At 49.1% G+C, this 12,388-nt stretch carries 13 protein-coding genes and 1 pseudogene; 7 read left to right on the top strand and 7 right to left on the bottom strand.

From position 1 onward, the window contains the following. The first annotated feature begins 163 nt into the window (after window positions 1-163). Together B2751_RS11855 and B2751_RS11845 are read left to right on the top strand one after the other, a co-directional pair. Window positions 164-1,688, top strand: a pseudogene (locus tag B2751_RS11855) (cardiolipin synthase). 152 nt (window positions 1,689-1,840) lie between these two features. After that, window positions 1,841-4,216, top strand: a complete 2,376-nt coding sequence (locus B2751_RS11845; protein ID WP_290774947.1) for a glycoside hydrolase family 31 protein — start codon at window positions 1,841-1,843, stop codon at window positions 4,214-4,216. A gap of 74 nt (window positions 4,217-4,290) precedes the next feature. Here B2751_RS11845 and B2751_RS11840 read toward each other — a convergent pair whose 3' ends face one another. The 4 genes from B2751_RS11840 to B2751_RS11825 all read right to left on the bottom strand — a co-directional run bounded on the left by B2751_RS11840 (window position 4,291) and on the right by B2751_RS11825 (window position 6,482). After that, the gene (locus B2751_RS11840; RefSeq protein ID WP_290774945.1) at window positions 4,291-4,533 is read right to left on the bottom strand and encodes a hypothetical protein; all 243 of its coding nucleotides are present in this window, start codon (window positions 4,531-4,533) and stop codon (window positions 4,291-4,293) included. Continuing rightward, entirely contained in the window at window positions 4,534-5,091 is a 558-nt protein-coding gene (locus B2751_RS11835) for an SMI1/KNR4 family protein (RefSeq protein WP_290774943.1), read from the bottom strand. A gap of 110 nt (window positions 5,092-5,201) precedes the next feature. Further along, window positions 5,202-5,783: a DUF1643 domain-containing protein gene (locus tag B2751_RS11830; RefSeq protein WP_035408471.1), complete on the bottom strand. Its 582-nt coding sequence runs from the start codon at window positions 5,781-5,783 to the stop codon at window positions 5,202-5,204. Between the two features lie 15 nt (window positions 5,784-5,798). Beyond that, window positions 5,799-6,482, bottom strand: a complete 684-nt coding sequence (locus B2751_RS11825) for a lytic transglycosylase domain-containing protein (protein ID WP_290774941.1) — start codon at window positions 6,480-6,482, stop codon at window positions 5,799-5,801. 107 nt (window positions 6,483-6,589) lie between these two features. Between B2751_RS11825 and B2751_RS11820 the strand changes: the two genes are divergently transcribed. The 5 genes from B2751_RS11820 (at window position 6,590) to B2751_RS11800 (ending at window position 10,832) form a co-directional block, all read left to right on the top strand. Then, on the top strand, window positions 6,590-7,264 hold the full coding sequence (locus tag B2751_RS11820) for a CPBP family intramembrane glutamic endopeptidase (RefSeq protein ID WP_290774939.1): 675 nt from the start codon (window positions 6,590-6,592) through the stop codon (window positions 7,262-7,264). A 147-nt stretch (window positions 7,265-7,411) separates the two neighbouring features. Then, window positions 7,412-7,834: a hypothetical protein gene (locus B2751_RS11815; protein WP_050677057.1), complete on the top strand. Its 423-nt coding sequence runs from the start codon at window positions 7,412-7,414 to the stop codon at window positions 7,832-7,834. Window positions 7,835-8,253: 419 nt separating this feature from the next. Then, window positions 8,254-8,934, top strand: a complete 681-nt coding sequence (locus tag B2751_RS11810) for an ABC transporter ATP-binding protein (RefSeq protein WP_290774937.1) — start codon at window positions 8,254-8,256, stop codon at window positions 8,932-8,934. Next, a complete protein-coding gene (locus B2751_RS11805) occupies window positions 8,931-9,749 on the top strand; it encodes a hypothetical protein (RefSeq protein WP_290749590.1) in 819 nt (272 codons plus the stop codon). The genes B2751_RS11810 and B2751_RS11805 overlap by 4 nt, the downstream gene beginning before the upstream one ends. Window positions 9,750-9,761: 12 nt before the next feature. Further along, a complete protein-coding gene (locus B2751_RS11800) occupies window positions 9,762-10,832 on the top strand; it encodes a hypothetical protein (RefSeq protein WP_035408460.1) in 1,071 nt (356 codons plus the stop codon). A 97-nt stretch (window positions 10,833-10,929) separates the two neighbouring features. Here B2751_RS11800 and B2751_RS11795 read toward each other — a convergent pair whose 3' ends face one another. The 3 genes from B2751_RS11795 to B2751_RS11785 all read right to left on the bottom strand — a co-directional run bounded on the left by B2751_RS11795 (window position 10,930) and on the right by B2751_RS11785 (window position 12,382). Further along, window positions 10,930-11,823, bottom strand: coding sequence for a hypothetical protein (locus B2751_RS11795; protein WP_214729807.1), 894 nt, complete (start codon window positions 11,821-11,823; stop codon window positions 10,930-10,932). 89 nt (window positions 11,824-11,912) lie between these two features. Beyond that, window positions 11,913-12,119: a DUF2922 family protein gene (locus tag B2751_RS11790; protein WP_035408457.1), complete on the bottom strand. Its 207-nt coding sequence runs from the start codon at window positions 12,117-12,119 to the stop codon at window positions 11,913-11,915. A gap of 35 nt (window positions 12,120-12,154) precedes the next feature. Beyond that, window positions 12,155-12,382, bottom strand: a complete 228-nt coding sequence (locus B2751_RS11785; RefSeq protein ID WP_035408455.1) for a hypothetical protein — start codon at window positions 12,380-12,382, stop codon at window positions 12,155-12,157. Between the last annotated feature and the right edge of the window lie 6 nt (window positions 12,383-12,388).

Genomic DNA, 12,388 nt, shown 5'->3' with positions numbered 1-12,388 from the left:
TCTGAACGATCCGATACCCGGTCGTGAGATGTACGAAGAAAACTTTTTATAAAAGGTCAATCTTTAGAGAAACCGTATCTGCGGTTTCTCTTTTTTGTTATATTTTCATAGTGAATGGGGAAAGAATACTAGTGAAGGTATGTTAATTGAAGGAGGAAGGTCTGTGCGCAACCGGATTTTACAATTCGCACTTGTATTTTTAGTCGCCGGCGGAATTATTTGGGGACTATATCAACTCGGCTATTTATTTTATGTCTTAACGATTTCAGCGACGGTTGTGCCGCTCGCCGTCATCATGATCATCTTCATCGAGAACCGGACAGCGGAATCAACGATCGCTTGGTTTCTCGTCCTGATTTTCTTACCGATTCTCGGTGTCATCATCTGGTTGATGTTCGGTCGGAATCCACGGCGTCGCCGCCGGAATCGTCGTTCGCATGACGAACGAAAATTGCTGAAACAAGCGATTCGTCCAGTCCGGTCGCTTGCCGTCAGTGAATTGCCACCGAATCACTTGAAGCTTGCGAACACGATTCGCAACTTCGGTGGTGGCGGGGGGGACGTTCATACAGCAAGTGAGATTCTGACGAACGGGGAAGAGACGTTCCCGGCGATTCTTGACGCAATTCGTCAAGCGAAACATCACGTCCACATCCAGTACTACATCTATCGAAACGATGAGACAGGCAAGGCAATCCGGGAAGCATTGATCGAGCGACTCGAAGCGGGAGTCGAAGTGCGGTTCATGTATGACGGACTTGGAAGCTATATGCTTGGTGAGAATTTCCTACGTCCGTTACGCGACGCTGGGGCACATATCGCAGCCTATGATCCAATCTCGAGTCCCTTATTCATCTTCACGGCGAACTTCCGCAATCACCGGAAAATCGTCGTCGTTGATGGGAAGGTTGGCTTCACCGGTGGACTGAACGTCGGTGATGAGTACGACAGCAAGAGTAAGAAGTTCGGGTTTTGGCGCGATACGCATTTACGGCTCGAAGGACGTGCCGTTAAGGAATTACAAGCGACGTTCCTCGACGACTGGATTTATGCCCAAATCGAATCGGACGACACATGGGAGACGTTTGCGGGGGAAGAGACCATCCACCAGTACTTCCCGAAACATGATGTGGCGTCCGACGGAGCGATTCAAATTGTCACGAGCGGACCGACCTCAAAGGATCCCGCGATTCGCAATGCCTTGATTGCCGCCATCATCTCGGCGCAACGCTCGATCTGGATTGCGACACCGTATTTGATTCCGGACAATGAGACGATGACGCTACTTCGACTTGCTGCACGTGCCGGGCTTGACGTCCGCATCCTGACACCGGGGAAAGGCGATAGTTTTACGTCTTACTACGGCACCCGTTNNCTACTTTGGACCACTCCTGAAAGATGGGGTCAAGATTTACACGTACAACCGTCACTTCATCCATGCCAAACTGTTTCTCGTCGACGGCAAGATTGGTGCTGTCGGAACGGCAAACATGGACATTCGCAGTTTTGTCCTCAACTATGAACTAATGGCGTTCCTGTACGATACGGAAAGTGCCGAACAGCTCGAGCGTGACTTCATTGCTGATTTCGACGTCTCGATTCAGTTATCATCGAATGATTACGTCAAACGCCCGCTCCGCTTCCGTATTTTCGAGTCACTTTCGCGCTTGATTTCACCCTTATTATGACGTAACGTCCCGCATCTATTTTCAGGTGCGGGACATTTTTAGGTTGATTCTTCCTTGAAGTGGGAACATGAACTCTTATACACTAGATGTGTAATCGGTTGCACACTACTTAGCCTGGAAGGAAGTGAAAGGGACGGAAGTCCCGAACCCGTATGCGAACAATTGATGAATCCCATTTCTACACGCGCGACATGAAACCACAAGCACGACCAGACGCTATCATCCAAGGAGATGTCTACCGTTTCACGGTCTTGACGAGTCGGATGATCCGACTCGAATACGCGGCGGATGGACAATTCGAGGATCGACCGACCCAAACGGTCTTCAATCGTGATTTCCCGGTACCTGCTTACCGCATCGTCGAAAACGAGGAAGAATTGCAAATCATCACCGAGCACGTCCATCTGCATTATACAAAGGGACCGTTCGCTGCGAACACACTTTATATCGATGTCTTAGGGAACTTCAGTACCTATTACAGCCGTTATACGTTCGGCGGACCACTCCGGACGTTAAAAGGAACGGCACGGACGCTTGACCACGCGGACGGTGTCATTCCTCTCGAGGAAGGAATTGTCTCACGGCAAGGATACGCGGCGATCGACGATTCGAACGCCTTCGTACTGACGGAAGACCACTTCGTCGAACCGCGTCGCTCTGGTACGCATGACATCTATTATTTCGGATACGGTCACGACTACAAACAGGCACTGCGTGACTTCTACCACCTGACAGGACCGACACCGATGTTACCGCGTCAGGTACTTGGCAACTGGTGGAGTCGCTACTGGCGATATAGTGAGAAAGAATATAAGGACTTGATGACACGCTTCAAGACGGAAGATATTCCATTCTCGGTCAGCGTCATTGATATGGACTGGCACGTTACCGATATTCCGGAACGATACGGAAGCGGTTGGACGGGTTATACGTGGAACCGTGATTTGTTCCCGGATCCACGCGGATTCTTGCAATGGTTGAAGGACGACGATCGGATGGTCACGCTCAACTTGCATCCGGCGGACGGTGTGCGTGGGTTTGAGGAAGCATACGAGGCGATGGCAGTCGCGATGGGTGTTGATCCCGAATCGGATGTCCGGATTCCGTTTGATTTTTCGGACCGGACGTTTATCGAGAACTACTTCACGAAGTTGCATCATCCGCATGAGGCGGATGGCGTCGACTTCTGGTGGATTGACTGGCAACAGGGTGCGAACTCGAAGATGAAAGGGCTTGATCCGCTCTGGATGCTCAATCATTACCACGCACTCGATATCGCACGTGATGGTAATCGACCGTTGATCTTCTCACGTTACGCGGGACCCGGAAGTCACCGTTATCCGGTCGGTTTCTCGGGTGATACGATCATCTCGTGGGCATCACTCCAATTCCAGCCGTATTTCACGGCGACGGCGTCGAACATCGGTTACGGCTGGTGGAGTCATGATATCGGGGGGCACCAGCGCGGGGAAAAAGATGACGAGTTATCGACACGTTGGCTCCAGTACGGTGTCTTCAGTCCGATTATGCGTCTGCATAGTACGATGAGCATCTTCAATGGGAAGGAACCATGGCGCTATTCGACCGATGCGGCGAACGTCATGAAGAAATATTTACGACTCCGGCATCAGCTCGTGCCGTACATTTACACGATGAATGCCCGCAATCACTTTGACGGCTTGCCCCTCGTCTCACCAATGTATTATGAGCATCCAGAAGACGATCAAGCATACAATGTCCCGAATCAGTTTTACTTCGGAACGGAATTGATCGTCGCGCCGATGGTCACGCCGATGCATCGGAAACTGCACATGACGGCTGCGACTGCATGGTTGCCAGAAGGAGAATGGTTCGATTTCTTCAATGGGCACCGTTATCGAGGTGGCAAACAGATCCGTCTGTTCCGCTATCTCGAAGACCAAGGCGTACTTGCGAAAGCCGGTGCGATCGTCCCACTCGGTCGTCATCTCGAGCATTCGAATGCATTGCATAATCCGGACGATCTCGAAGTTGTCGTCTTCCCAGGAGCCTCGAACCGGTTTACGTTGTTTGAAGACGACAGCACAGGGATCGCACACCGCGATGGCGTCAATGTTGAGACGACATTCGCGCTCGACTGGGAAGCGCGTGAACTGACGATCGCTGCACCGACTGGACATCGTGACTTGCTACCGGAAAATCGGTCAATCACATTGATTTTACGCGGGGTCCGCGAAGGTTACGTCCAGCGCGACGGGGAAAGTGTCACCGGCGTCTATGATCATGCGACGCAGTCACTTCGTGTCGAACTCGGTGAAGTGACGGATACGATCACGTTGTCGCTTCAAGTCGAGATGTCGACGAACGAGAACAAGATGGACCGGTTGTATGCGTTTCTCGACCAAGCGGAAATCAGCTATGACCTGAAGGACCGTTTGTACCGTCTATTGTCACAAAAGCTCGATCCGGTCAACATGATGCACCAGTTGCAAGCACTTGAACTGGAGAAGGATCTTGTCGACTGCCTGCTTGAGTTGATGTTGTCTTAAAAGATTTTACATGCATGCAAAAAGCCAGTATTCGTCATCCGTTTGGACGAGGAATACTGGCTTTATGGTTTAGGTCATAACTCTTCGTCTTTCTCTTCGTCCATCCAAGACAACAGATCCTCTGCATCGAGATCGTCACCTTTGCTGAGGATCAAGGCAGTGACGACATCTCGTTTCTGGTCTAATAAATCCGGGTTGTTCGTCAAGACTTCTATGAGGTAATACGCATAAGAGCCAAGGAAATCAGGCTGGTCGTTTCGTTCGATCAGTGTCATGAACGCTTCAATGAGTTCTTCTTGTTCTTCATCGAGAATCATTCAGTGGGAGTAGGCGAGGAGTTTTTCGTTTTCATCATCTCCACGGAGAATGTCCTTGATTTCAGGTAACGTCAGAAATACGACATCCGGCATGAAGACTTCCGGAACATCGCTACTCAGCTTCGTTAACCACTCGTCGTAGGTTGACACAACGAAATGGTTCGTCTCGTCCGAAATGTCGAGACACCAGACAGTCGGCTCAGTATCTTCCGTAAAGTGGAAGTACCAAAAATAGCTACCTTGTCCTTCAGCGAACATCATGACGTTCCCTTCGACGTCCCATTCCCGGAGGACAGACAATTCGTCCAGATACCGCTCGAATGTCAATGATGTCATCGAGCAGAGCGGAAGATGTAGACCCGTTTCTTCGTCCGACCATGTATTCTCGAACTCGACCATCACGACCTTCGCTTCTGGAACACCACCGTTTTGCTTTCGCATCTGTTTGAGGTAGCGAGCGGGGAGTCGACCGCTGACGGCTTGCTCGATTCGTGTGATGTCTGTTTCTTTGACTGAAATGATCGTTTCTTCTTGTAGATCTTCATCCCAAAATGGCATCATATGACCTTCCTTACTATGTAATGATTGATGTAGACCTTGATTATACGCAATATGTTTGGAAAATGTTTCGAAAAAAGACCCTATCCATTAAGGAAGGGTCTATTGTGTCATTTACGACGCAATTTTTTCGCTTTTTGTTTCATGTCGTTATACGTGATCATCGGGCTATCGTCCATCGTCAAGCGCAGATGGTTCGGTTCACCTTTGTTCGTGATGCCGGAGCAATAGAGGATGTCAGCATATTGATCAAACAGTTCCTCGTATGCCGGCAGGTGGTGCATCAGACGACCAGGAGAACCCCAGCCACAGAGGACGACGCCATTTTTCGCTTTGACATCGGCAAGTGTCTTCGCGACGAACTCATAGTTCGTCTCATCGAAGCTTGCTTGAGCGAACGGTAGATCCTCGCTGACGAGAAGGTCCGGCATCAAACTGATGATGTCATATTGTTTGACGGGGTCATTGACATACTTCTTCATCAAATTGTACGCACGTTGTGTCGTCGTTCCAGAGAGAAAGGCGTCCGTCGTCCGTGGTGTGTAAATTAATGCGGCGACGTGCGTTCCTTCTGCGATGTCGTCAAAGATATAGCTGCGTAAATAGCGTTTCGTCTTGTCTCGATCAAACGTCGTCTGGACGCGGATCGACGATTCCTCAATCAAGAGTTCGGAAGAATCGGCTGGTGTCATGGGTGGTGCCTCCTTTTAATTGGTCAAACGTGAGCTGATGCGAAGGAAGAACGCGAGTGTCTTCTTCTTGAGGTCGAGGTCGTTCGCATCGATCGCCTCGACATGGTGCTGGTAACGATCGTATTGGGCGAGCACGTCAGAAACATATTGTTCACTGCGATTGTATTCAAACAGTGCTGTCGCGAGCGTGTCTCGGTCGGATGTCTTCGTGACATCATGTTGCTTCAGGTATTTCGCTGCCGTGTGGGCGCTGTCGACGAGACTCGTCGGATCAGCTTTCCCGTCGCCGTCCGCGTCCACTCCGAGACCACCATATTTCTCGATGGCTTCCGGATCCGTGACGTCAATGCCGTCATGCTCGATGTCACCGAGCGACGTGCCACCTTTGTATCCCCAACCGACCCATGTTTTCGGCATGAATTGGAACGGGCCGATGGCGCCAACGGACGATTGCATCGCTGACGAGTTCGAGAAGATCGTCTCGACGCGATGAATGGAGGCGAGTAGCTTCCAGTCGATGCCGTAACGTGCCGCGGCTTGTTCGTAGATGTCGATGTTCTCGGCAGGTACGCCATGCTGTCCATAATACGTACGATACATTTCATTTTGAACACGTTCCCGATTTTGCCAGTAGATGAAGCTACTGACGATGAGGGCGAACAGTACGAACAAGATGCTGATTCGAAAAACTTTTCGCATATTGTTCTCTCCTCTGTTTAGGATTCCACTGAATGGTATCATATTTTAGTAGGGTCTAATAGCACTTTCTGTGACGGGAGTGTGGAATCAAAAAAGGAGTCGAAGTCATGTATCTCTTCGTAAATGGGTTTTTACTCGGATTACTCGTCGTCCTTTCGATCATCGCGGCGGTCCGTCCGGTCGATTTGACGATCGTTCCTCGCAAGGAATTCTACCCCTCGATGGTCCAGTCAAGCGGGATCTTATGTTTGTTGCTCGTCGGTGGAACACTGATCAGCGGCACACAGTTGCCGGAAATCGGCTTGATGTTTTTTGTCCCAAGTGGTCCGGTCTGGTACGCGACGATCGGACTGATCGTCTTTCTCTGTATCGTCTTGCTTTTGACAGCGACCGTTCCGGCGTTTCGCAAACGTTTGTTGCCGCTTTATCAAAGTGAGGCGGAGCGACTGATTCTGCCACGAACGAAAGAGGAACGGACCGGGTTTCAGATGGTCGCGCTGATGGCAGGGTTGACGGAGGAGTTGATCTATCGCGGGTTTCTTTTTCATACGCTCGGATTATTTTTACCGTTTTCTAACGTCAGTTTCGTCTGGATCGGGGCAATCTTGTTTGGTGTCGCGCATCGTTATCAAGGGTGGTTCGCAATCCTCGTGACAGGACTGATCGGGGCGGGATTCGGTTACTTGTACCTAGCACTTGAGACACTCTGGCCGCTGATCATCATCCATGTCTTGATCGATCTCGTTGCTGTCTACATTTACAAGGACGATGTTAATTCCTGACATCGTCAAAAAGCGTTGAATTTGGTAGACTGAATGTCAAGCGAAGTCATCGTTTAAAATGGTCAAGTTGACGGTTGCAGAACAGGTCAAATGACAGGTAAAATGAGAAGGTAAACGCTTACACATCAAAAGGAGATGGATGAAACCATGCGAACGATCACTTCCACTGGCGAGCGAAAGAAGACGAGTTGGACATTGAATATCGGCAATCAGCCACATTTGATGATGGATGGTGTGACAGAACAAACGCTTGATGCCGAGCAACGTGTTGTCTACGACGAATTTTTGATTCCGACGACGGACACTTTGATTCATCGGTTCAAAGCCCGCTTCCCGAACCATCTCTGCGAGAACGGGTATGATGTGTATGGCGCTGCCGCTTTTGACGAACAGGTCGTCGAACTGATCTCGAATTGGTTCATCGAGCTGGTCACCGTCTTAACAGCGATGCAGCGGACGAAAGGCATTCAGCATGTCCAGATTGAAGGCGGTGTCGCAAAACGGACCGACTTCTTACCGACCGTGCGTCGGACATGCCGGGCACTGGAGTCAACGATTGATATTTATTGAAGCACCAGTCACGTTTTCAGAGGGGGCGTCCATTAGGGCGTCCTCTCTTTTTTTAATCAACGAATCGAGAGAATTCGACGTCGTGAAGACAGCGTGCACTTTTTTGTTCATCTCGAATCGTTTTCCTGGGACAAGCATCGCGCCGCTTCACTTCGTTGCAGGGTCGCTCCTGCTTGTTTTTCCTTAGGAAGCGATTTCGAGTGAACCAAACGTCTCACGTCTCTCTTCTTTCATAAATTAAAAAGCAAAAACGAAGTCGAATACTCGCGGAGTCGGACAGGATTGTCCGGCTCTTTTTCATTTTCTGGATGATAGCAGGAAAAAAACAAGTTGACGCTAGACTGTATGGCATGTACCATACAGTTAACAGATGTACTATTGTCTTAATACAATGGTGATAATCAAGGAGGGTGAATCCGATGCTTGAGGTAAAAGGGTTACAGAAGCGATATGGACGAAAAAAACAGGTCTTACGTGACGTGACGTTCTCCGTCGGTCTAAACGAAGTGACATGTTTGATCGGCTTGAACGGGGAAGGGAAGTCGACGATCCTAAAAGCAATTCTCGGTCTGATTCCAGTGGATGCCGGTACGGTGACGGTCGACGGTAAAACAACGCGCGACAAAATTGCGTTCGTGCCTGATCTTCAGACGATGCCGAGCTACATGACGATCGGACAAGCGCTCGCATATATGGCAGATCATTATCCGGACTGGAATCAAGAGACAGCGGAACGGTTACTGCAGACGTTCCAGCTGTTTACGACGGATAAAATGGCGAACTTATCAAAAGGGAACAAAGCGAAGTTCAATCTCGTCTTAGGATTCGCCCTCGATCGTCCATACATATTACTCGACGAACCGCTCGCGGGAATCGATTTGTTCATGAAGGAACAGATTGCCTGGATTTTCTCAAGTGAGTTCATGGAAGGACGGAGTATCCTGATGACGACTCACGAAATCGCTGAAGTCGAGCAAGTGATCGACCGAGTGTTGTTCTTACGAGACGGTCAGATCGTCGAAGTCAAAGAGACGGATGAACTGCGAGGTCATCATCATCAATCGGTCCAAGACCGGATGCGGGAGGTATATCAAGGATGAAACGCTGGTTGTTATTAACGAATGAAGAACTGAAACGAAGTACGAAAGTATTGGTGTTGTTGATTTCAGGCTTGATCGTCGCGGAAATCGCGTCTCTGCTCTATCAAATTTACGATTATCAAAGCACGATCGAGAAAACGATGCGGATTGAACAGATATCAGAAATGGACGCAATTGCGCGAGCAGGTGGTGCGTTGACATTCGCACAGGCAACGGATTTTTACGATTCAATCATTGTATTAGCAATGGGGATGATCATCCTGTTTGCGTTTTGGATTTGGTACCGCGACTGGATAGGTGAGACGAAGTACATCTACAGATTGCTATTGTTACCGGGATCACGCCGGGCGATTTTTGGGTCGAAAATGACGGCACTCTTACTTGTCGTGACTAGTTTGATCGGAATTCAGTGGGGGCTGTTGTTGCTTAGTCGTAATCTCTACTTATGGTTGTTACCAGATGCTCAACAGGTCACAGCCAGCATCAATGAATACTCCATTTATATGAAGTTGTTCTATACGATGTATCCGAGTGATATTTTATTCATCTTACTGATGACATTCATCGTCATCTCGTTCGTCTTCATGACAGTATTACTTGAACGATCGTTCCGAAAGGGAAAAGCGTTCTTGCTCGTCGGATTACATGGGATTGCGTTGATTGGCGGTTATATCATTTTGGGCTTAGCATTGTCAGCTATTTCGAACGATTTGAGTCAACTGCACATGCAATTTTATCTCGGGTACATCGTGCTCTTAACGTTATATGTGTCGTACAAAAATCTGCGGTTAGTCCAGACGCGTCTATCCGTCTAAAGGAGAAATCTCATGAAACGATATCGTCAACTTCTGATCTATGGAGTGATCATTCTCATAACAATCGGAAGCTACATCGGCTACACGCTGTCGATCAAAGGAGCAGACTTTTCGCTCGAGACCGTCAGTGGAAAACCTTCGCAAATCGAAAATTTTAATTTACGTCTTCAGACGAAAGGCATGCGTTCGACGATTTATGATGTCAACGCTAAGGGAGACATCGAAAAACAGTCAAATTCTTACGTCGGACAACTATTCCGTGAAGATAGCATGACGGATTTGCCAGATAAATATTACGAATTCACGACGCATATGGAAACGAATGTAAGTGGAGATGGACAATCAGAGTATGCGATTCAGATCAAACACAATAAACTGCAATTTAAGATGTTTACGTTTAAGACGGAGGAGATGTTCGAGAAAACATTTCAGTATGATACAAAACTTGAGACGGGGATGGACATACAAGCCAGTGTCGTCGATAAACAGGCGATGAAGGTCTACATTCAACTCGATCGAGTCGATCAGCCAAGGGAAACGAAACTGCTTGTGCTCGATTTAACAGGCGACCGGGTTGAAGAGATCGTTCTTCAAAAGCCAGTAGCGCCTAAACACGCTCGTCAATTTTTAGCGATTCATCAAAATGAGGTCGTCTACACGGAACAACCGTCTGATAGCGATGAGGAGAACACTAAACTATCTTATTTCCTTGATGACGGCAAGAGCGTTCGTTCCATCAAGGAGTTGAATCAGCAGCAAATCGGTTATACGCCCTATGCGAACGGTCGTTATCTCATCGGCTTCCGCCTGCCGGAAGGGGAGACGAAACGAATCGAATGGTCGATGTTCGACTTGGAAACGAAACGATTATCCGAGCATAGCGTAAGCAGTCCGCTCGTTTTGAAAAAGATTGATTGGTTGGATTCGAAGGACGAGATGCAGCTTTATCTCTCTTCCGAGACAAACGATGGATTCCAAGTGTCCGTGATCGATCTGAAGAATGAGCAACTGATGTATCAAGGAGAAATCAAAGATGCGAATCGTAAAAAAGGAACGCGTATCTATGATTTTGCGGTTCAATGATCCACGAAAAAACGCTTCGTCCCGGAAAAACTTATCCGGTCCGAAGCGTTCTTTTTTTCGTTTTGACTAGGAATCGATACGTTCTAGGGCGAAAGCATCAAGACGTGAAATTTTTCTCTGCCGCTTTACAGGCACGCAATAAGGCATCCTTGAAGAAACGATCTTCCTGCGAAGCGAGTTGTTGTGTCGCTTCCTCGTCTCCGCGCAGTGAGCGGGCGAGCATCTGAATGACCTTGACCCAGCGCCGGACGTGATCAAGTTGCGGACGACCCATCGCGACGTACACTGTGAACCAATCATTCTGATCGCGACGGATCATCCGTTGGAACAGTGATTTCGCGAGATCGACTTCTTCGGTCGTCGGAAGTTCGTTCGTCTCGAAATAACGACGTAACGCGGCAACGGCAGTTGCGTACGCTACTTTGACGTCGTCTGACGGCTGATGCTTACCGTAGTCGGATGTCGACAGATGAAGTAAGGCAGGTTTTTTCTCGACACCCGTGATCCAGGCAGAGATCGTCTTATTGCCTTTATAGGCTTGACGGTTCGCGACCGGGAGCTTCGCCGTGACGTTTCCGACTTTCCCGATCAAGGTCACTTTGTTGTTGCGATCCTGAATTTCGGTCACTTTCAACTCGACCGTATCACCCATTTCATGAGGAATGGCTTTCGGCTGGAGCTTTTCTCCTGCCGAGAGCGGCGAACGCTTGCGGATCATCCGCAGTGCTTCTTGTTCAATCCGGTCGTCAAGCGACCACAGATGTTCCGGTGGGACGTTGCGGAACCGGCGACGTCGGACCTTGATGTACTGGTCAAGCGCGTCAGCAGCTTGCTCCCGCGTCGATTCACCACGTGCGACGGGGCCGATGATGTCTCGGAGCGTAATGGATTCGAGACGTTCCATGATGCCTTCGAACGGGATGAGTTCCATTACGTAGAGACTACAGACGACGAGTTCGCATTCGCGAGGAGTGAGTGGGCGTTTGGCCATAAATTGACTTCCTTTCAGCTGGTTGATGTTTCTAGTATACCAAAAAAAAGCCATCGTCACGTAATCCCGTGACGATGGACTGAAAAAGCTTACAAGACGAATGGCGATTCCGAACTATTTTGCAATTCAGCGGACGCGAGACGTGTGACACCGTTCATGAATGGGTCATGGGCGACGAACAAGTCACCGATTGCTTTGATCTCAGCCACGGTCGCATTTTCCTTCGCACCAGCGATCCGCAAGCGATACGGTTTTTTTGTCACCGTATCAAATGTCAGGACGATCGTATGTTCCATCAATGGTCACTCCTTTCATGAAATGTAGAGATAAGTTATGCCTTGAGTAGAGCGTAGTCACGGCTGATTTCCGTCAGCGCGTAGCGTCCGTCGAGTAAGCTGCCGACCGCTTGACCGATCGAAGCGACGACGTCTGCTGGAAGATTCGAACGTAAGCCGTTATAGCGGCGGCGAGCAACGACGGCATCACCGTTTGCTGTCACCTTGTCCTTCCGCTCGAAGACAATGACGAGACTCGTCTTGATTTCTTCTGCTTGTGTCATGTGTAT

The organism is Exiguobacterium sp. UBA6282 (genome assembly GCF_002440475.1).
GTDB lineage: Bacteria > Bacillota > Bacilli > Exiguobacteriales > Exiguobacteriaceae > Exiguobacterium_A.
This window is presented reverse-complemented; position numbering and strand designations above follow the sequence as displayed.

Bases quoted from the DNA above. Each gene is read 5' to 3' on its own strand.
- B2751_RS11810 (WP_290774937.1), top strand. From the start codon at position 8,254: ATGCTTGAGGTAAAAGGGTTACAGAAGCGATATGGACGAAAAAAACAG.
- B2751_RS11840 (WP_290774945.1), bottom strand. From the start codon at position 4,533: ATGATTCTCGATGAAGAACAAGAAGAACTCATTGAAGCGTTCATGACA.
- B2751_RS11830 (WP_035408471.1), bottom strand. From the start codon at position 5,783: ATGACACCAGCCGATTCTTCCGAACTCTTGATTGAGGAATCGTCGATC.
- B2751_RS11815 (WP_050677057.1), top strand. From the start codon at position 7,412: ATGCGAACGATCACTTCCACTGGCGAGCGAAAGAAGACGAGTTGGACA.
- B2751_RS11795 (WP_214729807.1), bottom strand. From the start codon at position 11,823: ATGGCCAAACGCCCACTCACTCCTCGCGAATGCGAACTCGTCGTCTGT.
- B2751_RS11805 (WP_290749590.1), top strand. From the start codon at position 8,931: ATGAAACGCTGGTTGTTATTAACGAATGAAGAACTGAAACGAAGTACG.
- B2751_RS11825 (WP_290774941.1), bottom strand. From the start codon at position 6,482: ATGCGAAAAGTTTTTCGAATCAGCATCTTGTTCGTACTGTTCGCCCTC.
- B2751_RS11845 (WP_290774947.1), top strand. From the start codon at position 1,841: ATGCGAACAATTGATGAATCCCATTTCTACACGCGCGACATGAAACCA.
- B2751_RS11800 (WP_035408460.1), top strand. From the start codon at position 9,762: ATGAAACGATATCGTCAACTTCTGATCTATGGAGTGATCATTCTCATA.
- B2751_RS11835 (WP_290774943.1), bottom strand. From the start codon at position 5,091: ATGCCATTTTGGGATGAAGATCTACAAGAAGAAACGATCATTTCAGTC.
- B2751_RS11820 (WP_290774939.1), top strand. From the start codon at position 6,590: ATGTATCTCTTCGTAAATGGGTTTTTACTCGGATTACTCGTCGTCCTT.
- B2751_RS11785 (WP_035408455.1), bottom strand. From the start codon at position 12,382: ATGACACAAGCAGAAGAAATCAAGACGAGTCTCGTCATTGTCTTCGAG.
- B2751_RS11790 (WP_035408457.1), bottom strand. From the start codon at position 12,119: ATGGAACATACGATCGTCCTGACATTTGATACGGTGACAAAAAAACCG.